Annotated in this window: 22 protein-coding genes and 1 tRNA gene; 9 read left to right on the forward strand and 14 right to left on the reverse strand. The window is 67.7% G+C overall.

Annotated elements, in window-relative coordinates; all coding sequences use genetic code 11:
• Positions 1–4 precede the first annotated feature (4 nt).
• The 3 genes from ACTIEF_RS05615 to ACTIEF_RS05625 form a co-directional block, all read right to left on the reverse strand.
• On the reverse strand, positions 5–424 hold the full coding sequence (locus ACTIEF_RS05615; protein ID WP_439471203.1) for a molecular chaperone DnaJ: 420 nt from the start codon (positions 422–424) through the stop codon (positions 5–7).
• Positions 421–1,260 carry a division plane positioning ATPase MipZ gene (locus ACTIEF_RS05620; protein WP_439471204.1) on the reverse strand — a complete coding sequence of 280 codons (840 nt, stop codon included), beginning with the start codon at positions 1,258–1,260 and terminating at the stop codon, positions 421–423. The genes ACTIEF_RS05615 and ACTIEF_RS05620 overlap by 4 nt, the downstream gene beginning before the upstream one ends.
• A 112-nt stretch (positions 1,261–1,372) precedes the next feature.
• Positions 1,373–2,044 (reverse strand): SPOR domain-containing protein, encoded by a 672-nt coding sequence (locus ACTIEF_RS05625; RefSeq protein WP_439471205.1) that lies wholly within the window; start codon positions 2,042–2,044, stop codon positions 1,373–1,375.
• 75 nt (positions 2,045–2,119) lie between these two features.
• Between ACTIEF_RS05625 and panC the strand changes: the two genes are divergently transcribed.
• On the forward strand, positions 2,120–2,974 hold the full coding sequence (gene panC, locus ACTIEF_RS05630; RefSeq protein ID WP_439471206.1) for a pantoate--beta-alanine ligase: 855 nt from the start codon (positions 2,120–2,122) through the stop codon (positions 2,972–2,974).
• On the opposite strand, the gene ACTIEF_RS05635 is transcribed toward panC, so the two are convergent.
• From ACTIEF_RS05635 to gor, 4 genes are all read right to left on the reverse strand, one after another.
• Positions 2,971–3,744 (reverse strand): chorismate mutase, encoded by a 774-nt coding sequence (locus ACTIEF_RS05635; protein ID WP_439471207.1) that lies wholly within the window; start codon positions 3,742–3,744, stop codon positions 2,971–2,973. The two genes, panC and ACTIEF_RS05635, sit on opposite strands and share 4 nt — an antisense overlap.
• A 227-nt stretch (positions 3,745–3,971) precedes the next feature.
• Positions 3,972–4,553 carry a prephenate dehydratase domain-containing protein gene (locus ACTIEF_RS05640; RefSeq protein WP_439471208.1) on the reverse strand — a complete coding sequence of 194 codons (582 nt, stop codon included), beginning with the start codon at positions 4,551–4,553 and terminating at the stop codon, positions 3,972–3,974.
• A 4-nt stretch (positions 4,554–4,557) separates the two neighbouring features.
• Positions 4,558–5,931 (reverse strand): class II 3-deoxy-7-phosphoheptulonate synthase, encoded by a 1,374-nt coding sequence (locus tag ACTIEF_RS05645; protein ID WP_439471209.1) that lies wholly within the window; start codon positions 5,929–5,931, stop codon positions 4,558–4,560.
• A gap of 203 nt (positions 5,932–6,134) precedes the next feature.
• Positions 6,135–7,532: a glutathione-disulfide reductase gene (gene gor / locus ACTIEF_RS05650; RefSeq protein ID WP_439471210.1), complete on the reverse strand. Its 1,398-nt coding sequence runs from the start codon at positions 7,530–7,532 to the stop codon at positions 6,135–6,137.
• 156 nt (positions 7,533–7,688) lie between these two features.
• Between gor and ACTIEF_RS05655 the strand changes: the two genes are divergently transcribed.
• Together ACTIEF_RS05655 and ACTIEF_RS05660 are read left to right on the forward strand one after the other, a co-directional pair.
• A complete protein-coding gene (locus ACTIEF_RS05655) occupies positions 7,689–8,651 on the forward strand; it encodes a hypothetical protein (protein ID WP_439471211.1) in 963 nt (320 codons plus the stop codon).
• Between the two features lie 27 nt (positions 8,652–8,678).
• Positions 8,679–9,614 carry a hypothetical protein gene (locus ACTIEF_RS05660; protein ID WP_439471212.1) on the forward strand — a complete coding sequence of 312 codons (936 nt, stop codon included), beginning with the start codon at positions 8,679–8,681 and terminating at the stop codon, positions 9,612–9,614.
• 4 nt (positions 9,615–9,618) lie between these two features.
• Here the strand turns inward: ACTIEF_RS05660 and rpiA are convergent, their stop codons facing one another.
• Positions 9,619–10,302 (reverse strand): ribose-5-phosphate isomerase RpiA, encoded by a 684-nt coding sequence (gene rpiA / locus ACTIEF_RS05665; RefSeq protein ID WP_439471213.1) that lies wholly within the window; start codon positions 10,300–10,302, stop codon positions 9,619–9,621.
• 77 nt (positions 10,303–10,379) lie between these two features.
• A complete protein-coding gene (gene glmU / locus ACTIEF_RS05670) occupies positions 10,380–11,744 on the reverse strand; it encodes a bifunctional UDP-N-acetylglucosamine diphosphorylase/glucosamine-1-phosphate N-acetyltransferase GlmU (RefSeq protein WP_439471214.1) in 1,365 nt (454 codons plus the stop codon).
• A 67-nt stretch (positions 11,745–11,811) separates the two neighbouring features.
• Between glmU and ACTIEF_RS05675 the strand changes: the two genes are divergently transcribed.
• Positions 11,812–12,525 (forward strand): HAD hydrolase-like protein, encoded by a 714-nt coding sequence (locus tag ACTIEF_RS05675; RefSeq protein WP_439471215.1) that lies wholly within the window; start codon positions 11,812–11,814, stop codon positions 12,523–12,525.
• Here ACTIEF_RS05675 and ACTIEF_RS05680 read toward each other — a convergent pair.
• On the reverse strand, positions 12,492–12,899 hold the full coding sequence (locus tag ACTIEF_RS05680) for a winged helix-turn-helix transcriptional regulator (protein WP_439471216.1): 408 nt from the start codon (positions 12,897–12,899) through the stop codon (positions 12,492–12,494). The two genes, ACTIEF_RS05675 and ACTIEF_RS05680, sit on opposite strands and share 34 nt — an antisense overlap.
• Positions 12,900–13,004: 105 nt before the next feature.
• On the opposite strand from ACTIEF_RS05680, the gene ACTIEF_RS05685 reads away from it, so the two are divergent.
• The 3 genes from ACTIEF_RS05685 to ACTIEF_RS05695 all read left to right on the forward strand — a co-directional run bounded on the left by ACTIEF_RS05685 (position 13,005) and on the right by ACTIEF_RS05695 (position 15,288).
• Positions 13,005–13,757, forward strand: coding sequence for an SDR family oxidoreductase (locus tag ACTIEF_RS05685; protein WP_439471217.1), 753 nt, complete (start codon positions 13,005–13,007; stop codon positions 13,755–13,757).
• A 92-nt stretch (positions 13,758–13,849) separates the two neighbouring features.
• Positions 13,850–15,139: a dicarboxylate/amino acid:cation symporter gene (locus ACTIEF_RS05690; protein ID WP_439471218.1), complete on the forward strand. Its 1,290-nt coding sequence runs from the start codon at positions 13,850–13,852 to the stop codon at positions 15,137–15,139.
• A 74-nt stretch (positions 15,140–15,213) separates the two neighbouring features.
• Positions 15,214–15,288: transfer RNA gene (locus ACTIEF_RS05695), tRNA-Val, on the forward strand.
• 19 nt (positions 15,289–15,307) lie between these two features.
• On the opposite strand, the gene ACTIEF_RS05700 is transcribed toward ACTIEF_RS05695, so the two are convergent.
• A complete protein-coding gene (locus ACTIEF_RS05700; protein ID WP_439471219.1) occupies positions 15,308–16,174 on the reverse strand; it encodes a hypothetical protein in 867 nt (288 codons plus the stop codon).
• Positions 16,175–16,214: 40 nt separating this feature from the next.
• Positions 16,215–18,263: a pre-peptidase C-terminal domain-containing protein gene (locus ACTIEF_RS05705; protein WP_439471220.1), complete on the reverse strand. Its 2,049-nt coding sequence runs from the start codon at positions 18,261–18,263 to the stop codon at positions 16,215–16,217.
• Positions 18,264–18,451: 188 nt separating this feature from the next.
• Here ACTIEF_RS05705 and ACTIEF_RS05710 point away from each other — a divergent pair, with 188 nt between their 5' ends.
• Positions 18,452–20,539, forward strand: a complete 2,088-nt coding sequence (locus tag ACTIEF_RS05710) for a DEAD/DEAH box helicase (protein WP_439471221.1) — start codon at positions 18,452–18,454, stop codon at positions 20,537–20,539.
• Positions 20,540–20,541: 2 nt separating this feature from the next.
• On the opposite strand, the gene ACTIEF_RS05715 is transcribed toward ACTIEF_RS05710, so the two are convergent.
• Positions 20,542–22,692, reverse strand: a complete 2,151-nt coding sequence (locus ACTIEF_RS05715; protein WP_439471222.1) for a histidine kinase dimerization/phosphoacceptor domain -containing protein — start codon at positions 22,690–22,692, stop codon at positions 20,542–20,544.
• A gap of 11 nt (positions 22,693–22,703) precedes the next feature.
• A complete protein-coding gene (locus ACTIEF_RS05720; RefSeq protein ID WP_439471223.1) occupies positions 22,704–23,270 on the reverse strand; it encodes a biliverdin-producing heme oxygenase in 567 nt (188 codons plus the stop codon).
• Between the two features lie 141 nt (positions 23,271–23,411).
• On the opposite strand from ACTIEF_RS05720, the gene ACTIEF_RS05725 reads away from it, so the two are divergent.
• A complete protein-coding gene (locus ACTIEF_RS05725) occupies positions 23,412–24,494 on the forward strand; it encodes an ABC transporter ATP-binding protein (RefSeq protein ID WP_439471224.1) in 1,083 nt (360 codons plus the stop codon).
• Positions 24,495–24,519: the final 25 nt, after the last annotated feature.

A 24,519-nucleotide genomic window follows, 5' to 3' on the forward strand; every position in this document is an offset into this window, starting at 1 on the left:
TCTCCTACCGCTTCAGCAGGTGGTCCCGCGCGGCGTTGACCCGCGCGGCCAGACCTTCGGTGCCGCCGGTGTCCGGGTGGGCGCGGGCCATCACCTTCTTCCAGGCGGTGTTGATCTGCGCTCTGGAGGCGTCGGCCGAAACGCCGAGGATGGCCCGGGCCTCGCTGTCGGTCATGCCCTCGGCGCGGGGGGCCACGGTCCGTTGGCGCGAGGACACGATCAGCCAGAGCCCAGCCCCGATCAGCCCGCCGCCGAACAGCCACGCGCCCTTGCTGAGCGCCAGCACCCCGCCGGCGACCATGACGGCCGCGAACACGGTGGCGGTGATGCGCCAGTGGCCCCGGCCGGCCCGCTCACCCTGACGGCCCAGACGGATCAGGGTCCAAACGGCGATAGCCGCCAAGACCAGCCAGAGCGGGCTCAAGCGGCGGCGTCGAGCGGATTGTCGAGCGACCCGCCCTCAAGGCCCAGCGCCTGCATCAGATTGCGCAGCTCCTGCCGGGCGGCGACATGGGCCAGCGACACGGCCACGGGGCGCACCTCGTTGGACAGGTCGGCGACGGTCAGGCCGAAGGGGAACAGCTCGCGATAGATGACCCGGTCGCGCAGGCCCGGCCCCATGCGGAAGCCGACGCGCTTGGCCAGCTTCTGCATCCGCTCTTCCAGACGGCGGCGGTTACGGGCCTCGGCGACGGCCAGGCGGTTGGTGACCACGATCCAGTCGATGGTGGCGTTGCGCCCCTGGGTGATCGCCCGATGCTTGCGGGCCTCCCAGACGCTCTCCGAATAGATGGAGGGCTTGATCAGCTCCAGCGTCACCGGATCGACCTGCCCCAGCAGGTCGAAATCGACGAAGCTGTCGTTCATCGGGGTGACGATCTGGTCCGCCAACCCGTGGGCCATCCGCGACAGGACGGTGTCGCCGCCCGGGGTGTCGATCAGGATGACGTCGGCGGTATTCCGGGCCTCGGCGAAGGCGGCCTCGAAACGAGTCAGTTGTTCGGCCTCGTCAGCCTTGGCCAGCGCCTTGCCGTCGCCCATGTCGGGCTCGGTCGGCATCAGCAGACTGTGGCCGTTGGCCTGCATCCAGGCGGCGCGGTTGGCGAAGAAGCGGGCCATCGAGCGCTGGCGCAGGTCCAGATCGATAATGGCCACGCGCTTACCGGCGTGGAGCAGACCGGCGACGATGTGGATGGCGAGCGTGGACTTGCCCGCCCCGCCCTTTTCGTTGCCGACGACGATGACCGTGGGGTCAGTCATGGAGTTCAATCCCGAAGCGGCCGCCGACTCAGGCGGGCCCGTAGGTAGGCAGAATTGGCCTACCCGCACCGCCCGTCAACGAACGGGAAGATCAGGACTGTGGATGCGCCGGTCAGGCCGAGCGGCGGCACCAGGGATCATCCACCCCGGCGGCGGCGCACAGGGCGGCGGCTCCGGCGGCGGGGGCGCGCACCTTGAGCCGGACCAGGTCGCGGCCGTTGACCGAGACGGCCTCGAAGGTCGGGGACAGGCCTTCCAGCGCCCAGCCAGCGGCGCCGGACTTCAGCCGGGTCCAGGCGGCGCGGGCCGATTGCTCGCTGGAGAAGGCGCCCAGTTGCACGAGGCCGCGCGAAGGCTGGGCGGCGCGAGGCGCGGTAGCAGCCACAGCGATCGGGCGTTCCGGGGTGATGGCGGAGCGCAGTTCCCCGCGAGCGACGGCCTGCTGAACGCGGGTCCTGGTCTCGGTGGCGGCGGCCTCGACCACGGCGGGCGCCACGGCCTCGGCGACATCACCCATGGCGCCGTAGCGGGCGTCCCACAGCGCCATGTCCTCCATGACCTCGACCTTCAACGCCGGACGCAGGCCCGCTTCGGCGGCGCGGATCGGCTTCTCGGCGCGACCCTCAGGGCGCGGCGCGGGCTCGGAGCCGTCCAGCGGCACGGAGGCGATGCGGTTGGCGAGGGACTCGAAACGATGCGGGTCGCTGTCGACCATGCCGCAGGCGCTGAGCCCCGCGGTCAGGAACAAGGCCAGCACTGGACGGATCAGGAGGCTCGGCGTCATAAGCCACACCTACCCCGGCAGGTTTTGCCGCACGGTTCACAGACACGCCTAACGCGGAAGGTTAATACGTTCACCATGGCCGATGCCCTTCCCCTGCCCGCCGCCCGCACCATCGCCGACCTGCGCGAGATCGTAAGCGGTTGGCGGCGCCAAGGGTTCACCGTCGGCTTCGTTCCGACCATGGGGGCGTTGCACGAAGGTCACCTGTCCCTGGTGCGCGAGGCGAAGCGGCGGGCGGACAAGGTGGTGACCAGCGTCTTCGTCAACCCGACCCAGTTCGCCCCGACCGAGGATCTGGACGCCTATCCGCGTCAGGAAGGCCGCGACGCCGAACTGCTGGCCGGCGCGGGCTGCGACCTGCTGTACGCCCCGGCGGTGGTGGAGATGTATCCGGGCGGGGTGACCACAACGATCAGCGTCGGCGCCCCCGCCGAGGGGCTGGAGGGCGCCTTCCGCCCGCAGATGTTCGGCGGGGTGGCGCTGGTGGTGTCCAAGCTGCTGCATCAGGTCCAGCCCGATCTGGCCGTCTTCGGTGAGAAAGACTGGCAGCAGCTGATGGTCGTTCGTCGCATGGTGCGGGACCTGGACATGCCGGTCGAGATCGTCGGCCTTCCGACCGCCCGCGATGGCCACGGCCTGGCCCTGTCCTCGCGCAACGCCTACCTGTCCGAGGCCGAGCTGGAGACCGCCCGCAAGCTGAATGGCGTGCTGGCGGAGGCCGGGATCAGGGCACGTGACGGCTCCGTCGCCGAGGCCGAGCAATGGGCCGAAGGCGCGCTGAAGGCCGCGGGCTTCGACAGCGTGGACTACGTCGCCATCCGTAGGGCGGAAGACCTGTCGGTGTTCGACGGCGGGCTGGACGCCCCCGCCCGCATCCTCGCGGCGGCGAAGATCGGGCGGACGCGACTGATCGATAATATGGCGGTCTAGCCGACCGCGCCCACGCAGCCTTCCGCGCCGCCGACGCTCAGCTTCGCGTCGGTCAGGGACAGGGTCCAGCCGTGATGGGTGGCGAGGCCTTGGCGGCGGATCCCGCCGCCGTCGCCCGCATCACCGCCGACGTCGACGATGACGCGACGGCCGTTCGGCAGGGCGGCGGGATCGATCTTGCCGACGGCCAGGGCGGTCGGGATGTCGCCGCCGAAGCCGTCGAAGACGCTCAGGCCCGTCCACTCGCGACGCAGGCCTGTCCACCAGGCGTCCTCGGTGTTGATGGCCAGAACCGCGACGCCGTTGCCCTCGGCGGCCCATTTGAGCGCAGCCTGCGGATCACGGACGGCGCGCATGTCGGCGGCGGCGCCGAAGCGCAGGCGGGCGCCGTCGAAGGCGCGGGTCGGCTCGATGGGCGACCAGACCTGCACCTGCATCCGTCCCTGACGGGCCAGACCCCAGCCGACGATCTGGCGCCACAGGCTTTCGACCGCCTCGCGGTTGTCGGGATCAGCGTTGGCGATGAGGCGATCCAGCACCGCCTTCTCGCGGTCCGGGCGCAGCTTGACGTGCGGACCGGCCGGGGCGTCCTTGGCCTTGCCGACGCGGGCGGCGATGGCGAGGCGGCGCTCGAACAGGGCCAGCAGTTCGTCGTCCAGCAGGTCGATCTCATGACGCAGGGCGGCCAGGGCCATGTGTTCAGGCGACAGGTCCGCCGGGTTGGTCATCGGATGCGGCCAGACCTGCTGAAGGGTATTCGATTGGGACACGGGAAAGAGACTTTCGATTTCGATACGGCATGAAGCTTTTGCGAGCCGCCGCCCCTAACGGGGCGGTCGCCGGCGAGGCCGTCAGGACGCGGCGCCTGACGCCTCAGCCGGCGTATCGAAAGCCGTAGAAATACAGGTCCGCGGCCGCGGTGAAGCGGGCGAAAGAAGTCGCAGCGGTGGCTTGCGAACGGACCATGAGCCTCAAAAGCCGCAACAATCGTGCGCGGTCAAGCGATTCCGCCGCTGAGCAGGACGAAACGCGTGCGGTTGTCGCTAGAATCCTGGATGTCGTTGCGCAGAATCGACAGGTCATAGACCTCGGCCGCGCGGGCCGGAGCGACGGCCGCACGGGTCAGGTCGTCGGCCTCAGCGACGGCCCGGGCGGCGCCCGCCGTGTCGAAGGCCTCGACGGCGGCGACCCCCAGGGCGGCCAGCGATTGCGGGCACTGGCGCAGGGCGACGGGATGGCTCTCAGCGGTCTTCACCGTGCGAAGGCTGGCGCCGTGCGGGGCCATCAGGGCCAGACGGATCGGACGCCAGACCTCGGACACAACGGTCAGGCCAGACTGCTCGATCAGGGTGGCGGCGGGCTCGACCCGACCGATGGTCGAGTTCTCGACCGGGATCAGGGCCGCGCCGATCTGGCCCGCCTTCAGGGCGTCGATGACCTCGGCGAACGTCTCATAGGCCACGGCCTCGTCCCACGGACGCAGGTCGACGCAGGCCTCATGGCTGAAGGCGCCGGGCGCGCCCTGATAGCCGCAGCGACCGGGGGCGGCAGCGTTCTCGGGGCGACCGACGCCTTCCATCGGATCAGGCCGCCTTGGACCGCGACTGACGCCCGGACTTGAGGCGTTCGGCGACGAGGAAGGCCAGCTCCAGCGCCTGATCGGCGTTGAGACGCGGGTCGCAGTGAGTGTGGTAGCGGCTGGACAGGTCGTCCTCGGTCAAGGCCTGCGCCCCGCCCAGGCATTCCGTGACGTTCTGGCCGGTCATCTCGAGGTGCACGCCGCCGGGGTGGACGCCCTCGGCCTCGGCCACGTCAATGAAGGTGCGGACCTCGGTCATGATCCGGTCGAAGGGCCGGGTCTTGTAGCCGTTGTCGGCCTTTAGCGTGTTGCCGTGCATCGGGTCGATCGACCAGATGACGCGCTTGCCCGCGTCCTTGACCGCCTTCATCAGGCCCGGCAGGCGCTTGCCGACCTTGTCGTGGCCGAAGCGGCCGATCAGGGTCAGGCGGCCCGGCGTGTTGTCCGGGTTCAGGGCGTCGATCAGCGGCAGCAGGTCGTCCGGCTCCATGGTCGGGCCACACTTCACCCCGATGGGATTCTTGATCCCCTTCATGAACTCGACGTGGGCGCCGTCCAGCTGACGGGTGCGCTCGCCGATCCACAGCATGTGGGCCGAGGTGTCGAACCATTCGCCGGAGCCGCCGTCCAAGCGCGTCAGCGCGCTTTCGACGTTCAGCAGCAGGGCCTCGTGCGAGGTGAAGACCTCGACGCGGCTGAGGTCCGGATGGGTCTCGGGCGTTACGCCGACGGCCTCCATGAAAGCCAGGGCCTCGGTGATCTTGTCGGCCAGCTCGCGGTACTGGTGACCGGCGGGATTGTCGCCCGCGAAGCCCAGGGTCCAGCGGTGGATGTTGTAGAGGTCGGCGTAGCCGCCGCCGGCGAAGGCGCGCAGCAGATTCAGCGTCGAGGCCGACTGGTTGTAGGCCTTCAGCAGGCGCTGGGGATCGGGCACCCGCTCTTCCGGCGTGAAGCCCATGCCGTTGATGATGTCGCCGCGGTAGCTGGGCAGCTCGACGCCGTCGATGTTTTCGACGCCCGAGGAGCGGGGCTTGGCGAACTGGCCGGCGATGCGGCCGACCTTCACCACGGGCTTGCGGCCGGCGAAGGTCAGGACCACGGCCATCTGCAGGATCAGCCGGAAGGTGTCGCGGATATTGTCGGTCGAGAACTCCTTGAAGCTCTCGGCGCAGTCGCCGCCCTGCAGCAGGAAGGCGTTGCCCGCCTCGACCTCGGCCAGCTTGGACGTCAGACGCCGCGCCTCGCCCGCGAAAACGAGCGGGGGCATGGCCCGCAGTTCATCTTCGACACGGTGCAATGCAGCCATGTCGGGATAGTCCGTCGGCATCTGCACGACGGGTTTCTGTCTCCAGCTTTCTGGCGTCCAACGAGTACTCATGCCGCCAAGATAGGCCGATGGATCGGGCGGGACAACGCGGCGTGTTGGCTGAAATGCTCCTTGTGAACCGGAAAGCACCGGTACAAGGAGTGGCTAGTGGCGAGTGGCGAGTGGCTGGCCAACGCCCTGCGACGTTACGGTCCGCGCCGCCCTTCCGCCATCGACCGTGCGGCGGCGCTCAACTCGCCACTAGTCACTTCCTTCTAGCCCGCCGACATGTTGCCCGGGTGCTGCTTCTCGCGCAGCGTCACCAGTTCCTCGGCCATGGTCGGGTGGACGGCGCAGGTGGCGTCCCACTGGGCCTTGGTCAGGCCGGCCTTCACGGCGATGGCGGCCAACTGGATCATCTCCGGCGCCTCCGGACCGACGATGTGGACGCCGACCACCTTCTGGCTGGTGGCGTCAACGACCAGCTTCATCAGCACTCTCTCGTCCGAGCCAGTGAAGGCGTATTTCATCGGGCGGAAGCGGGTCAGGTAGACATCGACCTCGCCGGGGCAGGAGTGGCGGGCCTCGTTCTCAGTCAGCCCAACCACGCCGACCGGCGGCTGGCTGAACACGGCGGTGGCGACGGCCTCGTAGTCGAAGGCCTGCGGATTGTCCTTGAACACCGTCTGGTGGAAGGCGACCGCCTCGCGGATGGCGACCGGGGTCAGGTTCATCCGGTCGGTGACGTCGCCGATGGCCCAGATGTTGTCGATGTTGGTCCTGGAGAAGCCGTCGACCTTGATGGCCCCCTGCTCCGTCAGCTCGACGCCTGCCTTCTCGAGACCCAGCCCCTTCACATAGGGAATGCGACCGGTGGCGAACATGATGACATCGGTCTCGATGACCATGCCGTTCTCAAGACGGTTCACCAGACCGGTGTCGGTCTTCTCGATGGCTTCGTGCTGGCAGCCGAGGATGACCTTGATGCCCCGCTTCTCGATCTCCCCCGCCAGGTGGGCGCGGACGTCGTCGTCGAAACCGCGCAGGATGTTGGGGCCGCGATAGATCAGGGTCGTCTCGACGCCCAGCCCGGCGAAGATGCCGGCAAACTCCACCGCGATATAGCCGCCGCCCGCGATCAGGATGCGCTTGGGCAGTTCCGGCAGGTGGAAGGCCTGCTCCGAGGTGATGGCGTGCTCGATGCCCGGCATGTCCTCCGGCACCCACGGACGGCCGCCGGTGGCGATCAGGATCTTGTCGGCGGTGATCTCGCGATCCACCGATCCATCCTTCTTCAGGATCTGGACGGTGTGGGCGTCCTTGAACACGGCTCGACCGTGAACCAGATCGACGCCCGCCTTGCCGAGGTTGGCGGCATAGATGCCGGACAGGCGCGCGATCTCGACATCCTTGGCCTCAAGGAAGGTCGGCCAGTCGAATTCAGCGTTGTCGAAGGACCAGCCATAGCCCTCGGCGATATGCAGGCCGTGGCTGACCTCGGACGCCATGACCATGAATTTCTTGGGCACGCAGCCCTGGATCACGCAGGTGCCGCCGACGCGATACTCCTCCGCGATGGCCACCCGCTTGCCGCCCAGCGAGGTCAGCCGCGCCGCCCGCACCCCGCCCGATCCGGCGCCGATGACGAAGAGGTCGTAGTCGTAAGTGGTCATGATCGATCCGAAAGCGGCGCGGTTGAGGGTCTGGATGTAGACCGCCCTGACGGAAATCCAACCCACGGCGTGACGCCGCGCCGAGCACGCGCCACGCGTTGACCGTGCAGAACATTGGTTGGTAGCGTCCCCAGGCTGTTCATTGAAAAGGGGTTCATGATGTTCGTCGCCGCCCTCGCCGCCGCCCTTCTGACGGTCTCTCCGCAGGCCGCGCCGCAGCAGGTTCCGCCTGCTCAGGACCCCACGATCGAAGCGCCGGTCGCGCTGGAGGACGTCACGGTCACCGGTCGATCACTGGAAACACTCATCGACGACTTCGTGACCGAGGTCGCCGAGCCCAATCCGAACCGGGGCCTGGCGCGCTGGCGCGGGAATTTCTGCGTCGGCGTGGCCAATCTGAAGGGCGAGGCCGCCCAGTATCTGGTCGATCGCATCTCGACAGTCGCCGAGGATCTGGGCCTGCGCAAGGGCGCGCCGGGCTGCCGCCCGAACCTGCTGATCGTGGCGACCGACGAGGCCTCGGCTGTGGCCCAAGCCATGGTGCGAGAGCGGCGCAGCCGTTTCCGTCTGGGCGCCGGCGGGACGGACAGGGGTCTGACCGCGCTGCGCGATTTCCAGGAAACAGAGCGCCCGGTCCGCTGGTGGCAGCAAACCATGCTGATCGACAGCCAGACCGGCCAACGCGCCCAGCGCATCCCCGGCGAGTGCCGCCCCCCGTGCCAGACCATCGATCACGAGGTGCCGAGCGTGTCGATCTTCTCCGCGTCCCGCCTGAGCACTCAGTTGGTCAACGACATCCAACGCATGGTGGTGATTATCGACGCCACCAAGGTTTCGGATCTCTCGATCCTTCAGTTGGCCGACTATATCGCCATGGTGTCGCTGGCCCAGATCGATCCGGACGCCGACACTAGCCGTTACGCCTCGATCCTGAACGTCGTGGAAGACCCGGAGGCGGCTGACAGCCTGACCAACTGGGACCTGACCTATCTGCGAGGCCTCTATGAAGCCGAGCGCAATCGGGTGCGTGTGGCCTCGGATCGTCGCGCCATCGTGCGCTCCATCCGCGCTGAACACGCCCGGATGCGAGCGGACGGCGACCAGACCGACGCCAACTAGCGCCTGCCCTGGAGGTGAGATCATCAGATGATGGAATTCCTGGCCGCCGCCCTGCTGGCTACCGCCCAGGTTCCGCCATCCGCGCAAGATCCGGCCCCGACCCAGCTGGAGGACGTGGTCGTCAGCGGTCGCGAACTGGATCAGTTGATCTCCCGCTTCGTGGATCAGGTCGCCGCGCCCAACCGGGGCCGGGGCCTGGCGCGCTGGAACCAGCGCATCTGCGTCGGGGTGGCCAATCTGCGACCGGAAGTCGCCCAATATCTGGTGGATCGTATCTCCACCGTGGCTGAGGACGTGGGGCTGGAGCCGGGCGCGCCAGGCTGTCGCCCCAATATCCTGGTGGTCGCCACCGCCGATGATGAGGCCGCGGCGCGCGAGATGGTTGAGGACAGCACCCGAGTTTTCCGGATGGGCGGGACCGGCATGGACAGGGGCCGGCTCGCGCTCGCCGGCTTCCAGCAGACGAACCGGCCGGTCCGCTGGTGGCAGGTTAGCATGCCGGTCGATTCCCAGACCGGCGCCCGCGCCGTACGCCTGCCCGGCGACTGCGAAATGCCCGCCTGCGCCCAGGCCGAATTCAACTTCGCTGCTTACGCGCCGGTGATCAGCATCTCGTCCGCCTCGCGTCTGAATACCGAGATCGTCGACAACCTCATCCACACCATCGTGATCGTGGACGTCGATGAGGTCAGCGGTCTGTCAGCGCTGCAACTGGCCGACTACATCGCCATGGTGTCGCTGGCCCAGATCGACCCGGACGCGGACACCGGGACCTACGCCTCCATCCTGAATGTGTTCGAGGAGCCGGAGACCGTCGACACCCTGACCGGATGGGACCGGGCCTATCTGCAGGGACTCTATCAGTCCGAGCAGGACGACCGCATTCGTTCCTCGGCCCGCCGCCAGCTCGAGCTTTCGATCCGGCGCGCCCATGCGCGGGCGGGTCAGGCGACTGAGGAGTAGGCCCTCAGGGGTGGAGGACTTCCACCCCATCGTCCGTGCCGATGATGGCTTCGTCGGCGAGGTCCAGGAACAGGCCATGCTCGACCACGCCGGTGATCAGCTTCAGATCGTCGGCGAGACGGACGGGATCGTGGATGGCGGCGCACTTCGCGTCGTAGATCAGATTGCCGCCGTCGGTGCGCACCAGACCGCGCTCGGCGGTGCGGGCGCGGGCGGGCATTTCGATCTCGTGGTCGATCAGCACGTCGGCGATGCGGTTTCCGGTCGTCTTGTGACCGAAGGCGACGACCTCGATCGGCAGGGGGAACTGGCCCAGCACCGTCACCACCTTGGCCGTGTCGGCGATGCAAATGCAGCGGGCCGAGGCCTCCCACACCAGCTTCTCGCGCAGCAGGGCCGCGCCGCCACCCTTGATCAGGGCCAGACCGGGACCGACCTCATCGGCGCCGTCGACGGTCAGGTCGATGCGCGGCGTGTCCTCGAGCGTCGACAGGGTCAGGCCCAGCTCGCGCGCCAGTTCGGCGGTGGCTTCCGACGTCGGCACGCAACGCAGGCCTTCCAGCTTGCGCGCCGCCAGCGCCTTGACGAACCAGGCCGCCGTCGAGCCGGTGCCGAGGCCCACGACCATGCCCGGCTCCACCCGCAGGGCGGCGGCCTCGCCGGCGTTCTTCTTCTGGAGATCGGACATGGGCGGCTCGCTGGCTGGGGATTCGCGCGGACAGCGCGGGCTTTATCGGTCCGGGACCGTGCGGGAAAGCCTTGCCCCTACCCTCGCGCCTTCTTCGCGCGCATCATCTCCATGAATTTCGCCGCCCAGCCGGTCTTGGCGGTCTGCGGGGCGCGGGCGAGGCCGAGGTCGCCGGGAGCCACGTCGCTCGTGATCACCGAGCCGGAGCCCACCATGGCGCCCGCCCCGATGGTGACGGGCGCAACCAGCGCGCTGTTCGAGCCGACGAAGGCGCCCTCGCCCACCACGGTGCGGTGTTTGAAGAAGCCGTCGTAGTTACAGAAAATCGTCCCGGCGCCGATGTTGGCCTTGGCTCCCACCTCGCCGTCGCCGAGATAGGCCAGATGGTTGGCCTTGGCGCCCGCGGCCATCGAGACGTTCTTCACCTCGACGAAGTTTCCGATCTTCACACCCTCAGCCAGCCTGGCGCCCGGACGCAGGCGGGCATAGGGGCCGACCTCGGCGCCGCCGGCGACCGCCGCGCCCTCGACATGGCTGAAGCTGCGGATGCGTGCGCCGCCGGCGATTTTCGCGCCGGGGCCGAAGACGACATAGGGCTCGATCGTCGCGCCGCCGCCGACCTCGGTGTCCCACGAGAAGTGGACGGTCTCGGGGGCGGGCATGGTGACCCCGGCGGCCATGAAGGTCTCGCGCTGGACCTTCTGGAACAGGGCTTCGGCGACCGCCAGTTCGGACTGAGCGTTGACGCCCATGACCGAGTCTTCCGACGCCATGACGGCGCGGGTCGGAGCGCCGCGCCTGCGGGCCAGTTCGACGACGTCGGTCAGATAGTATTCGCCCTTGGCGTTGTCGTTCTTCACCTCGCCCAGCAGTTCGAACAACAGGCCGACCGGCGCGGCCATGACGCCGGAGTTGCAGGTGGTGATGGCCAGCACCTCGGCCGACGCCTCCTTGGCCTCGGTGATGGCGGTCAGGGTCTCGCCGTCCATGACCAGTCGGCCGTAGGCGCCGGGATCGCGTGCCTCGAAGCCGATGACCCGGACGCCTTCGCTTTCACCGAAGACCGGGTCGATGTCCGAGGCGCGCAGCAGGGGCACGTCGCCGTAGGTGATGACTACCTGGCCCTTGAAATCGCCCAGCACGGTCTCGGCGGCGCGGACAGCGTGGCCGGTGCCCAGCGGCGGGTCCTGAACGGCGATGGCGTCCTCGCCCAGCCGCTTGACCACATGCGCACGCACGTCCGGCGAGTGGGCGCCGACGACCACCACGATGCGCTCGCAGCCCAAGGCTTCCGCGGCATCGATGGCGTGGTCCAGCATGGCGCGGCCGCCGACCGGGTGCAGCACCTTGGGCAGCGGCGATTTCATCCGCGTCCCCTGCCCGGCGGCGAGGATAATGGCGGCCCTGGATTCAGGGGCTGTCGATTCGGTCTGGGTGGTCATGAATCGGTCCGGTCGATAGTCAGACCCAAGGTTTAGACCATCCGAACCGGCGACGGGAGACAGACCCATGACGACGCGCGACCTCGAGGGCTGGACCGTCGCCTTTGACCTGGACGGGACGCTGGTCGAAACCCATCGCGATCTGGTCGGGACGCTGAACCGGATGCTGGTGAAGCACGGCCTCCCCGAGGCGCCGATGGACAGTGCGGCGGCCCTGATCGGCGGCGGAGCGCGACCGATGCTGCAGCATGGTTTCGAGCGCGCGGGCGCGACCTGGGAAGAGGCGCACGCCCCGGCCGTGTTCGAGGAATTCCTGGCCGACTACGTCGCGCACATCGCTGACCATTCGCGCCCGTTCGACGGCGTGGTGGAGACGCTTGAACGGCTGGCGGTGCGCGGCGCCATCCTGTGTGTGGCGACAAACAAGCGGACGGACTTGTCTGAAATCCTTCTGGAAAAGCTGGACCTGACCCGGCATTTCGCGGCCATTGTCGGGCCGGACAAGGTCAGCGCCCGCAAACCCTCAGGCGCGCATCTGATCGAGGCAGTACGGCTGGCGGGCGGCGATCCGGCGAGGGCCGTGATGGTCGGGGACGCGGCTCCTGACACGGGCGCGGCGCGCGACCCGGGCATGCCCTGCATCGTCTGCACCTTCGGCTACAGTCCGGTCCCGCCCGCAGAACTGGGCGGCACGGTTCTGATCGACCGGTTCAGCGAAATCGAGAGTCTGGTTGCGGCGTTCGCCGCTCAGCCCGCCGCCTTGGCCGCATCGAACGCCTGACGCGCCTTGCCGATGCGGTCGAAATTGGCCTCGGCCCACATCCAGACGCCGCAGAAGGCCTCCGACAGGGTGAAGCCCATCTCCGTCAGCCGGTATTCGACGCGCGGCGGGATGACTGGATGGACCGTGCGGATGACCAGCCCGTCGCGCTCCATCTGACGCAGGGTCTGGGTCAGCATCTTCTGGCTGATGCCATTGCTCAGTTCGGCGATCCGGCTGAAGCGCTGCTCGCCGTGCTCGATCAGCACCTCCAGCACGATCATCGTCCATTTGTCCGCCACGCGGCCGATCACCTCGATGACCAGCGCCTCCACCTCGGGCGAGAGCGGCGGATGGTTCGGATGCGGATGGGCGTGAACGGCAGGCGCGGCCATGACTTTCCTGGCGGTAAGTACAGCACGTTTCGGTGCCTACTTTCTGATGGAGAGTATCAGCTATAGATGATCGCCCATCGGACTTCCAGATCACGGAGCACTCCCATGGACACCCGTAACGACACCATCCTGATCACCGGCGGCGGCTCGGGCATCGGCAAGGCCATGGCCGAGGCGATGCACGCGCGCGGCGCCAAGGTCATCATCGCCGGTCGCCGTCGTAATGCGCTGGAAGCGGTCGCCGCCGCCAACCCCGGCATGGCCGTCGAGACGCTGGACGTCGCCGACGCCGCCGATGTGAAGGCCTTCGCCGCCCGTGTCATCGCCGCCCACCCGGACCTGAACGTGGTCATCAACAACGCCGGGATCATGCAGGCCGAAGATCTGACCGCCGAACCGGTCGGGCTGGACATCGTCGAGCAGACCATCGCCATCAATCTGCTGGGTCCCATCCGCCTGACCGCCGCCCTGCTGCCGCACCTGAAATCAAAGGCGAAGGCGACCGTGGTGACGGTGTCGTCGGGTCTGGCCTTCGTGCCGCTGGCCGCCACTCCGACCTATTCGGCGACGAAGGCGGCCATTCATTCGTGGAGCCAGTCGCTGCGGACCCAGCTGAAGAACACCTCGGTCAAGGTGCTGGAATGGGCGCCGCCGGCCGTGGCCACCGACCTGATGCCGGGCCATGCGGAGAACCCCAACTCCATGCCGCTGGCCGACTTCACCGCCGAGAGCCTGTCGCTGTTCGAAGCGGGCGGTCTGGACGAAATCCTTGTCGAGCGGGTCAAATTTCTGCGCGGCGCCGAAGCCCGGGGCGACTACGCCAAGGTCTATTCCATCCTCAACGATGGAACCCACTGATCATCGACACCGCCGGATCGCAGCCGAAACGGTTGCGGTTCGGCTTCGGCGTTAACATGTAGAACGGCCCTGCCCTCCCCAAGGCCGCTCGCATGCTCCGTCGCCTCTTCTCGACCCCGCTCTGGATCCGCACCTTCGCGGGCATGGTCCTGGGCGTCATCGCCGGCCTGCTGCTGGGCCAGAATGCCGAGACCTGGCTGGGGCCGATCGGCGACGTCTATCTGAACCTGATCCGCATGGTGGTTGCGCCGCTGGTGCTGTTCACCATCGCCAGCTCCATCGCCAAGCTGGGCGAAGGCGTCGGCGCGGTGCGGCTGGCGGTGCGGACCATCGTCTGGTTCGCCATTACCTCCCTGCTGGCCGTGCTGGTCGGCTTCGCGGTGGCGCACATCATCAACCCCGGCATGGGCCTGTCCGACCTGCCGCTGGGCACGGTGCGCGAGCGGGAGATTCCCACGCCGCTGGAGGTGCTGATCGGCATCGTCCCGACCAATCCCTTCGCCGCCCTGAGCGAAGGCAAGGTGCTGCAGATCATCTTCTTCTCGGCCCTGGTCGGCGCGGCGCTGGTGGCGCTGGGCGACCGGGCGCAGGGCGTACGGCGGCTGGTCGACGAAGGCGCCGCCGTCGTCTTCCGCATTACCCGCTGGGTGATCCAGCTGACGCCCTTCGGCGTGTTCGGCCTGATCGCCTCGGTCGTCGGCGGCTACGGCTGGGAGGCGCTGCTGCCGCTCGGCAAGTTCATCATCGCCATCTATGTGGCCTGCCTGTTCCACATTCTGATCGTCTATTCCGGCCTGCTGAAGCTGCACGGGCTGAAGGTGATCAGCTTCTTCCGCGGCGCGTTCGCGGCGATGCAGACGGCCTTCGCCACCTCGTCCTCGCTGGGCACCCTGCCGGTGACCCTGCGCCAGACGGTCGAGCGCCTGGGCGTGCCGCAGGCCTATGCGGCCTTCGCCGTGCCGCTGGGCGCCAGCGTCAAGATGGACGGCTGCGGCGCCATCTATCCGGCCATCGCGGCCATTTTCATCGCCCAGTATTTCAAGATCGACCTCAGCCTGACCCAGTACGTCCTGATCGGCCTGACCGCTGTTCTGGGCTCGCTCGGCACGGCGGGAGTGCCGGGCACCAGCATCGTCATGCTGACCCTGACCCTGGCCACCGCCGGTCTGCCGCTGGAAGGAATCGGCTACATCGTCGCCATCGACCGGATCATCGACATGATGCGGACCATGACCAATGTGACCGGCCAGATGCTGGTGCCGGTGCTGGTGGCCAAGGAGGAGAAGATCCTCAACGAGGACATCTACGACGGGCGCGTGGCCTGGCTGCCGGGCGATCCGGAGGCCGAAACGCCGGATGCGGTGAAAGCTTCCGGCATCTAGGCTTGCACCATCCGGGAGGTCAGGCTATGTCCGCGCCTCCCCGGACGGCGAACGGCCTTCGGGGCCCGAAAGATGGATGTGTAGCTCAGCGGGAGAGCACCTCGTTCACACCGAGGGGGTCACAGGTTCAATCCCTGTCACATCCACCATTTCCCGATAGAGACGTATTCAGAACGCCCGAAGTTTGCCGTTGGTAAGTTCGATCGCGCCCTTCAAAGCGTCGGCTTTGAAATTCTCAAACCACAAGTTCGGGGCGCAATCGGTCACAAAGACGGGCAACTCCGCTTGAGCCTCAACGTCACCCCAAGGCGTAACGAAACTCCCGAAGATGGCCAGTTTTCCGTCATACAGGGACGTATAGAGCGGCACTGCTTCGCCAGAACCAAAAGCCAATCGCCTGTTGTGCATTTTTTCAATCGTAAAAACGCCTAGCAATCCTTCCAAGGCTACCACATCATCAAATTTATTCTCTGAGATCAGGCCATTTCGCATGAGAACGACTGCAAACTCCTTCGCAAGCCGTTTATCGGAAAATAGATAGTCAGGCACATCTTGCACAAGAGTCCGAATAACTAGCAGCTCTCGCGGCCGTAAAGATTCAGAAACCTGAAACGTCCCATTCACGAGACCAACTAATTTTTTGAGTGCCGCATTCAAAGTCTTCTGAGCGCGAACCTTGGGCATCTGAAACCGCGCCCGGCACCATTCATCGGTCTTGATCTCAAGCCCAGCAACAGTCGCCCGGCGGACATCCCCAGCCGACGCAGATGGTGCAGCCATATGACCGAGCCGCCAGAACGTCCAAGGCAAGGTCATAAGGGCATCGGACATCAGACGAGCGCCTTCGACGGTTTTTCCCTGATCACGGTCGGTAAAATGGAATGCAAAGTCGCCGACATCACGCACTAGCCTGTGCCCATGCGTTCGGAACCGAAGCCAGCTGAAAATTCGATCCAAATTCCGCGTGTCCAGCGTACCGTCCAGCAAGGCCTCCACTCGGCGCTGCATTTCTTCCTGGTTCAGATCGTCGGCCATTATTCGCTGGCCGGGAGCAGTTGCTTCTTGAAAATCCACATCACCCGCCTGACGCCTCCACCGGCAACCGAACGATCACGTCGTCGACCTGAACGCCGCCGCGGTCGATGACCAGGTTCTGGTAGTTGCGCTGGCCGTCCTGGGTTTCCGATTCGACGTCCTCGACCTCGGTGCGGAACTGGCGGCGCAGGTAGGTGGACAGTTCGCCCGCCGTGACCAGGCGGTCGCCGTCCAGGTCCGCCTCGCCCGACAGGCCCTCGCGCAGGAAGTGGGACAGATAGCCTCCGGCGCGGAACTTGTCGGCCACGGCGCTGGTCAGGTCCTCTTCGGAACTGAACAGACCCATGACGCCTGGGCGGTCGACGACGTTGCGCGCGAAGCCGCCCGAGAAGCAGGAATCGATCACCAGTAGGGCCAGCCGGGTGTCGAGGCCCGCGAAGAGTTCGCCCATCTCGACATCGCTGATCTCGCCGTCGCGCAGGACGATGGCTTCGCTCTTGCCGTCCGGCTCGACGCCGCTGACCGGGACCTCGGTCTGGTTGCCGTGACCCGAGAAGAAGAACAGGAAGACGTCATCCGGCCGGGCCTGGGCGGCGACGCGGGCGAAGGCCGAGCGGACGCCCTCCACGGTGGCCTCGGCGTTGGTCAGGACAACGCTGGCCTCATTCAGCGAGCCCTCGCGCTGCAGGGTCTCGGCCAGTTTGCGGGCGTCCTCATCGGTGAAGGACAGGTTGTTGGCCGTTCCGGCGTAGTCGGAGACCCCGACCATGACCGCATGGATGCGCGGTCCGCCCGGGGCGGTGGCCTGACGCGCCGACTCGCGGCCCGGCTCGACGGTGAAGCGGTAGGAGCCGGTCTCGCCGGGGCGGAAGGAGGTGACCTGCACCTGGTACTCGCCGTCTTCCGGCAGGATGATCTGCTGCCGGCTGTCGGTGCCGTCCTCGCCGTCGTCATTGTCGAACTGCTCGCCCGAGGGCGTGCGGACGATGGTGTAGGCGTCGAAGGCCGAGGAGGTCAGTTGGACCGCCACCCGATCCCCACGCCGACCAGTGAAGGTGTAGAGGTCGAAATATTCGCCGCTGTCGAGGGTGTCGTCGCCCGGGGTCAGGGCGCCGCCGACGGTCTGGCCGATCTGGATCGCGCCGCCGGGCGAGGCTTGTTCAGCCGGAGCGACGGCCATGGACGGCGGCTTGCCCGCCCCGGCCCCGTCCTCGACGGACAGGCGATAGGCTCCCCGCTCGCCCGACGCATAGCTGGTGGCCGAGATGACGTAGTCGCCGTCCGCCGGTAGGGTGACCAGCAGGCGGCTGTCGCGCGAGCCCTCGGCGGTCGCGTCATCGTCATTGTATTCCGAGAAGCCGTTCGGCCCGGTGACCGCGGCATAGGGATCGAAGGCGCTGGAGCTGAGACGGATGTCCAGTTGCTGTCCGCGCCGACCGGCGAAGCTGTAAGCGTCGATGAACTCGCCGCTGGCCAGGGTGTCGTCGCCCGATTCCAGCGCGCTCGATACCGACTGGCCCAGCCGGATCGAACCGGCCGGCGCCGCCGTCGCCTGGGAGGCGGCCGGAGCCGCGCCGCCGGTGGTCAGGCGCAGGGTGTAGGCGCCCGTCTCACCCGACTGATAGCTGGTCGCCGCGACCGTGGCCTCGCCGTCCGCCGGGGCGGTGAAATGGATGCGGCTGTCGCGCGAGCCGCGCGCCGCCGGATCGTCGTCGTTGTCCTCGCTCAGCCCGCCCGGGCCGCGCACGATCAGATAGGGGTCGAAGCCCGTGCCCGACAGGGTCAGTTCGTAGGTCTCGCCGCGACGCAGGGCGAAGCTGTAGTTGTCGGCGTACTCGCCCGTGCTGAGGGTCGCATCCCCGGGCTCCAGCCGTCCACGCACCGACTGGCCGGGGCGCAGAACCTCAAGCGCTTGTCTGCCCGCCTGGCCGCTGCTCTGCGCGGGAACCGTCTGCACCGGCGGGGTCGAGGCCGGGCCTCGCGCGGTCTGGCCGCCGACGGCCGGGGTGTCCGGGCGCATGGTCTGGGCCAAGACCGGCGCGGTCAGCACGGTCAGGGCGGTGGTGGCGACGAGAATGGTGCGAAGCATGGTGATCCCTCAATCGGTCCAGCTTGGCCTGCCCCGCCCCGCTTGTCAGCGACCTAGACACGTCATGTCAGGAATCAGCAGAACCGTGGTACAGGGTCGCGCTTCCGCCTTTATTGCAGCGCACATGCCCCGCCCTTCGCCCGCCGAATGGTTGGCGCGCGCCGCGTTGGCGCCCTACGGACCTGCCCATGCCCTTCCCCGCCAGCCATCCCGCGCTCGACCGAGCGCTTTCCGAACGCGGCTATGCCGAGCCCACCGCCGTCCAGGCCGCCGTGCTGGAGGCCGAAGCCGGCCGTGACCTGCTGGTCTCCGCCCAGACCGGCTCGGGCAAAACGGTCGCCTTCGGTCTCGCGCTGGCTCACACCCTGCTGGGCGACGCCGAGCGGTTCGCCGACAACGCCGCCCCGGTCGCCCTGGTCATCGCCCCGACCCGCGAACTGGCCCTGCAGGTGTCCAAGGAATTGGAGTGGCTCTACGCCAACACCGGCGCCCGCATCGCCACCTGCGTCGGCGGCATGGACCCGCGCGCAGAGCGCCGGGTGCTGGACCGCGGCGCCGCCATCGTGGTCGGCACGCCTGGCCGCCTGAAGGACCATATCGAGCGCGACGCGCTGGACCTGTCCGAGCTGAAGGCCGTCGTCCTCGATGAGGCCGACGAAATGCTGGACATGGGCTTCCAGGAAGACCTGACCTTCATCCTCGACCAGGCACCGGCCGAGCGTCGGACTCTGCTGTTCTCGGCCACCATCGCGCGCGACATCGCCGAACTGGCCAAGACCTATCAGCGCGACGCCTTCCGCATCGACACCGTGGTCAAGAACGCCTCGCACGGCGACATTGAATACAAGGCGATCCGCATCGCCCCGCACGAGATCGAGCACGGCGTCGTCAACGTCCTGCGCTATTTCGAAAGCCCGGGCGCCCTGGTGTTCGCCAACACCCGTGAGCGGGTGAAGCATCTGACCGCCAGCCTGCGTGAGCGCGGCTTCTCGGTGGTCGGCCTTTCGGGCGAGCTGACCCAGTCGCTGCGTTCGGAAGCCCTGCAGGCCCTGCGCGACGGCCACGCCCGCGTCTGCGTGGCCACAGACGTCGCCGCGCGCGGTCTGGATTTGCCGGACCTGGGCCTGGTCATCCACGCCGAGATCCCGGTCAACAAGGCCACCCTGCTGCACCGTTCGGGCCGCACCGGCCGCGCGGGCAAGAAGGGCGTCTCGGTCCTGATGGTCAGCCATACGCGCCGTCGCAAGGTCGAGATGATGTTGAACTCGGCCTCCATCAAGGCCGAGTGGTCGGGCGCCCCGTCCGCTGACGAGATCCGCGCCAAGGATCACGAGCGGATGCTGACCGATCCGATCCTGATGGCCGAGGCCGACGAAGAGTCGATCGCCATGGGCAAGGAACTGCTGGAGCGGACCTCGCCCGAGCACGTGGCAGCCGCCCTGATCCGGCTGTACCGCGAGAAGCTGCCGCCGCCCGAGGACGTGCAGGACGACGAGCGCATGAAGCGCGCCCAAGAAACCGGCCGCAACGAGCGCGGCCAGAAGGACGGCCCGCTGGTCGACTTCGCCCGCGGCGGCGACATGACCTGGTTCCGCGTCAACATCGGCCGCGAGAAGAACGCCGATCCCAAGTGGCTGCTGCCGCTGATCTGCCGTCTGGGCCACGTCACCAAGCGCGACGTCGGCTCGATCAAGATCTTCGACCGCGAGACCAAGTTCGAGATCACCGCCGACGCCGAGGCCAAGTTCCGCGCCGCCATGGCCCAGTCGAACGACGAGGGCGTGACCATCCAGGACGCCGTGGCTCCGGCCGCGGGCGAGAAGAGCCTGCGCAAGTGGGACAAGCCGCAAGGTGATCGTCCGGACCGTGGCGACAAGCCCTTCCGCAAGCCGCGCTTCGAGGGCGAAGGCTCGAAGAAGCCATGGGCCCCGCGTGAGGATCGTCAGGACGGCGACGCCCCGCGCAAGCCGTGGAAGGCCCGCGAGGACCGCGCCGAGGGCGATGCGCCGAAGAAGCCCTGGGCGCCGCGCACCGATCGCGAGGCCGCGCCGTCCGAGGACGCGGGCGCCAAGCCGAAGTGGGTGAAGCGCACCAAGGACGGCCCGACGCCGGAAGGCAAGAAGGCGTGGGTGGACAAGCCCAAGGGCGACAAGAAGCCGTGGCAACCCCGCGCTGAAGGCGGCGCCAGCGGTGACCGTCCGTGGACCGGCAAGCCCAAGCCCGGGTTCAAGAAGCCCGGCGGCAAGCCCCCTTTCAAGGGCAAGCCGCGCGGCTGATCTCAGTCGACGGTCGCGACGATCGGGGCCTTCAGCACCGCATGGAGGCCCGGGTCGCCGTCCCGATAGTCGAGATGGCCGCCAAGCTGGGTGACCAGACTGCCGATCATCATCGAGCCGAACCCCTGGCCGGCCTGATGCCCGCCCTTGCCCGCGTCCTCGACCGCGAGGCGCAGCGACTGACCATCCTCCGACAGGCGGATGCGGATCGGGCCGGGCCGACCGTCATAGGCGTATTTCTGGGCGTTGATGATCAGCTCGGTCAGGATCAGGCCGAGGGTCACCGCCCTGCCCGCCTCGACCTGGACCGGGGTCAGGTCATGCTCCAGCTGGGCGCTCCAGTCGGCGCCGACCGAAGCCCCGAGATCCTCGATCAGTTCGACGAAATAGCGCGCCAGATCAACCGTTGAGCTGGCCTCGGCCCGATAGAGGCGGCTGTGCACCATCGACACCGCGCGGACGCGGCGACGGGCCTCGAGCAGTTGTGCCTGAGATTCCGGATCGGCCTGACGGGCCTGCAGGCCGAGGAAGGACGAGACCAGGGTCAGGCTGTTCTGGACGCGGTGATTGACCTCGCGGATCAGGAATTCCTGTTGCTCCAGCCGCAGGTCGCGCTCGCTGAGCGAGGCCTGAAGCGAGCGGTTCAGATTGCGCAGCTGGCTGACGGCGGCGAAGTCGGTCAGGGCGTCACGCAGGCGAATGACGGATTCGACCTGCGCCGGGGTCCAGCGGCGCGAACGGCCGCGCACGGTCTCGGACCAGGCCTCGAAAGAGTTGCGCGGCGTCAACACGCCGTTGTCGCCGACCTTCTTCGCGGTTGAAGGATCGCCCGCCCAGCGGACGGTCTCGACGATCTCGGCGCGGAACCACAGGATCGTCAGCGGCCGCTCGCCCTGCAGATGGACGCCCAGCAGGCCGCTGCCCTGTTCGGTCCAGTTCGCCGCCTCGGGACGGCGTTGGGACAGGGCGTGGGTCGCCAGCGGGCGCAGGCCCGGCTGGTCCGCCACCCACTGGGCCAGGGCCGTGATCGCGGCCTCGGGCGGGGTGACGCCGAAACGGTATTGGCCGCCCGCCCCGATGACCGCCACGCCGTCGGCGTCGGTCAGATCAGCCAGATCGCGTCCATTGGCGGCCAGGGACTCCTCCAGCGCCCGATCCGTCGGCAGATGGCCGATCAGTTCGTCCTCCAGCTGACGCAGGCGGGTGCGCTCGCGATACAGCTCGGCGTCGCCCTTGGCCTTGATCTGACGGGCCAGGCCGCGCGCCAATGTCGTGGCCGCCATGCGCAGCTCGAACGGCAGCAGTTGCGGCCGGGCGCTGTGGCAGGCCACCAGCCCCCACAGCTCGCCGTCAATGATGATGGAGACCGAGGCCGAGGCCCGGACGCCCATATTGCTTAGGTATTGCAGATGGACCGGAGAGACGCTGCGCAGACCGCAGTCGCTCATGTCCAGCGGCTTGCCGGGCGCGGCGGGACGCAGGGGCTCGGGCTGGTAGCGGGAGTCCGGAATCACCCGCACCGGATTGCGGACATAGAGGGCGCGGGCCTGACGTGGGATGTCGGTGGCCGGGAAGTGGTGGTTCTGGAAGGATTCGACCTCGGACGAGCGCGCCTCGGCCACGACCTGCCCGGCCTCGTCCTCGAGGAAGCGGTAGATCATGACCCGGTCGAAGCCGGTCAGGGCGCGGAAGGCCTCGGCGGCCCGCTCGCAGACCGCCCGAACGCTTGTGGCCCGCTCCAGCGCCGCGCCGGCGCCGTCGAGACGACTGATCAGTTCGATGCCCGGCTGGGCGCCCTGGGAGCTTTGCTCGACCTCGATGATCAGTCCGGTGTCATGGGTTCGGGCGATGACGTCGTAGTCCAGCCCGTCGACGCCGCGCCACCGTCCGGCGAACCCGTCCTGACCGATTCCGGCGGCGCCGCGCAGTCGGGTGGTGACCCGATCGCCCAGCAGGTCCTCGACCGACCGGCCGATCCAGCTCTCCGTGCCGGTGAGGCGGGTCATGCGGCCCGCTTCGCGGCGGACCCTCAGGTCCTGCGGATCAAGAACGAGCAGCAGACCGTGGGGCTGGATCGCTTCCGGAATGTGGATCGGCTCACGGTCGCAGCCGTTCAGGTCCAGTCGCTCTTCGGTCGCCACGGCGTCTGTCATGCACACGAACTTCACCGGGCGGGTGGAACCAGCAGTCGGAAGGCCAGATCGAACGCGTCACGCCCGCCCTTCAAAACGTCCTCCGGCGTCGCCCGCCCCGAGGCGCACGCAGAGTGCATCACGCGCATGAACGCATGCCAACGCGATCCGGTTTCATCGCCCCACGGATCAAGAAACTCAAGGCCCGTCAGAGGGATGCCGTCGCGGACCATCGCCTTCTGCATGACGCGGCCGCCCAGCATCGAGCCCTCCGCGACGTAGACCCAGCCGATGGCTTCACCATAGGTCGGCAGGCCGACAACCGGCTCGCCCGGCGGCGTCGGGACGCCCAAGGCCTCCAGCCCGGCGAGGATCAGCAGGGAGCGGCGGTCGGGATCATAGCCGCCGGCCTCGAAATGCTTTCGCCACGGCGCCACCGCCGCCTCGACGGCGCTGTGCAGCACATGAAAGCGGGCCACCAGGGCGGGCCGTTCGTCCAGATCGCGCAGGCGACGTTCAACGTCAGCCTCGGTCTCGATGGCGGTGTGGATTTCGGCCGTGGCCGTACGAAGGGTCTGAAGCACGGGTGAGACTGACATTCATTATCTGTAACAGCATCCGCGACAGTGTCACCCTGCCTGCGACCATTGATCCGGCGCTGTAACCGTTTACGCTGTCCGGCGAAGAGCTCAGACGGCGGGCAACGCCGCGAGCGGATCAACTCGTTGTGGGCAGGAAATATGGCGGACGTCCGGCTGACCGGCGTGACCAAGCGGTTCGGGACGACCGAGGTGCTGAAGGGAATCGATCTGGAGATCCAGGACGGCGAATTCGTCGTCTTCGTCGGGCCTTCAGGCTGCGGAAAATCGACCCTGCTGCGCACCATCGCGGGTCTGGAGGAGGCCTCCGGTGGCGAGATCGCCATCGGCGGACGCAAGGTCAACGACCTGTCGCCGTCGGACCGGGGCATCGCCATGGTGTTCCAGTCCTATGCGCTCTATCCGCATATGAGCGTCTATGAAAACATGGCCTTCGGGCTGGAACTTGCGAAGGCGGACAAGGCGGAGATCGACCGCCGGGTGCGCGCCGCCGCCGAGACGCTGAACATCACCGACTATCTGGACCGCAAGCCCAAGGCTCTGTCTGGCGGCCAGCGCCAGCGCGTCGCCATCGGCCGGGCCATCGTGCGCGAACCCGAGGTCTTCCTGTTCGACGAGCCCCTATCGAACCTGGACGCCGCCCTACGCGTGCGCATGCGCTACGAGTTCGCCAGCCTGCATGAGCGGCTGAAGACGACGATGATCTATGTCACCCACGACCAGGTCGAAGCGATGACGCTGGCGGACCGGATCGTGGTGCTGAACGGCGGGGTGATCGAGCAGGTCGGCGCGCCGATGGAGTTGTACGAACATCCGCGCAACCTGTTCGTGGCCGAATTCATCGGAAGCCCGAAGATGAACCTGATCCCCGGCGAGATCGTCACGGCAACGGAAAAGGGCGCGACCGTGAAGACGGCGCAGGGCGACACGCTGAAGGTCGCGGTGGACGCGTCCAGCGCCCGGGCCGGAGACGCTGTCACGCTGGGCATCCGGCCTGAACATCTGGCGACTGGCGGCAAGACCGGCACGATCAGGGCCGTCGTCACCTTCGCTGAGACCCTGGGCCACGCCACCTTCGCCTATGCCGCCTATGGCGACGCGGCGCTGACGATCCAACTTCCCGGCGAAGTGCGGCCCAAGGCCGGCGAGAGCCTGAGCCTGACCGTCCCGGCGGATCAGGCGCATCTGTTCGACGCCGAAGGCCTCGCTTTCGATCGTCTCTGAGCGGAACGCTTGTTGCGTCGCACAA

It is taken from the genome of Brevundimonas sp. (genome assembly GCF_051858995.1).
Taxonomy (GTDB): Bacteria; Pseudomonadota; Alphaproteobacteria; order Caulobacterales; family Caulobacteraceae; genus Brevundimonas.

What these genes read in the sequence shown, in the direction of transcription:
- ACTIEF_RS05620 (WP_439471204.1), bottom strand. Translation starts at nt 1,260, where the DNA reads ATGACTGACCCCACGGTCATCGTCGTCGGCAACGAAAAGGGCGGGGCG.
- ACTIEF_RS05625 (WP_439471205.1), bottom strand. Translation starts at nt 2,044, where the DNA reads ATGACGCCGAGCCTCCTGATCCGTCCAGTGCTGGCCTTGTTCCTGACC.
- panC (WP_439471206.1), top strand. Translation starts at nt 2,120, where the DNA reads ATGGCCGATGCCCTTCCCCTGCCCGCCGCCCGCACCATCGCCGACCTG.
- ACTIEF_RS05640 (WP_439471208.1), bottom strand. Translation starts at nt 4,553, where the DNA reads ATGGAAGGCGTCGGTCGCCCCGAGAACGCTGCCGCCCCCGGTCGCTGC.
- ACTIEF_RS05645 (WP_439471209.1), bottom strand. Translation starts at nt 5,931, where the DNA reads ATGAGTACTCGTTGGACGCCAGAAAGCTGGAGACAGAAACCCGTCGTG.
- gor (WP_439471210.1), bottom strand. Translation starts at nt 7,532, where the DNA reads ATGACCACTTACGACTACGACCTCTTCGTCATCGGCGCCGGATCGGGC.
- ACTIEF_RS05655 (WP_439471211.1), top strand. Translation starts at nt 7,689, where the DNA reads ATGATGTTCGTCGCCGCCCTCGCCGCCGCCCTTCTGACGGTCTCTCCG.
- ACTIEF_RS05660 (WP_439471212.1), top strand. Translation starts at nt 8,679, where the DNA reads ATGATGGAATTCCTGGCCGCCGCCCTGCTGGCTACCGCCCAGGTTCCG.
- rpiA (WP_439471213.1), bottom strand. Translation starts at nt 10,302, where the DNA reads ATGTCCGATCTCCAGAAGAAGAACGCCGGCGAGGCCGCCGCCCTGCGG.
- glmU (WP_439471214.1), bottom strand. Translation starts at nt 11,744, where the DNA reads ATGACCACCCAGACCGAATCGACAGCCCCTGAATCCAGGGCCGCCATT.
- ACTIEF_RS05675 (WP_439471215.1), top strand. Translation starts at nt 11,812, where the DNA reads ATGACGACGCGCGACCTCGAGGGCTGGACCGTCGCCTTTGACCTGGAC.
- ACTIEF_RS05680 (WP_439471216.1), bottom strand. Translation starts at nt 12,899, where the DNA reads ATGGCCGCGCCTGCCGTTCACGCCCATCCGCATCCGAACCATCCGCCG.
- ACTIEF_RS05685 (WP_439471217.1), top strand. Translation starts at nt 13,005, where the DNA reads ATGGACACCCGTAACGACACCATCCTGATCACCGGCGGCGGCTCGGGC.
- ACTIEF_RS05690 (WP_439471218.1), top strand. Translation starts at nt 13,850, where the DNA reads ATGCTCCGTCGCCTCTTCTCGACCCCGCTCTGGATCCGCACCTTCGCG.
- ACTIEF_RS05700 (WP_439471219.1), bottom strand. Translation starts at nt 16,174, where the DNA reads ATGGCCGACGATCTGAACCAGGAAGAAATGCAGCGCCGAGTGGAGGCC.
- ACTIEF_RS05705 (WP_439471220.1), bottom strand. Translation starts at nt 18,263, where the DNA reads ATGCTTCGCACCATTCTCGTCGCCACCACCGCCCTGACCGTGCTGACC.
- ACTIEF_RS05710 (WP_439471221.1), top strand. Translation starts at nt 18,452, where the DNA reads ATGCCCTTCCCCGCCAGCCATCCCGCGCTCGACCGAGCGCTTTCCGAA.
- ACTIEF_RS05715 (WP_439471222.1), bottom strand. Translation starts at nt 22,692, where the DNA reads ATGACAGACGCCGTGGCGACCGAAGAGCGACTGGACCTGAACGGCTGC.
- ACTIEF_RS05720 (WP_439471223.1), bottom strand. Translation starts at nt 23,270, where the DNA reads ATGTCAGTCTCACCCGTGCTTCAGACCCTTCGTACGGCCACGGCCGAA.
- ACTIEF_RS05725 (WP_439471224.1), top strand. Translation starts at nt 23,412, where the DNA reads ATGGCGGACGTCCGGCTGACCGGCGTGACCAAGCGGTTCGGGACGACC.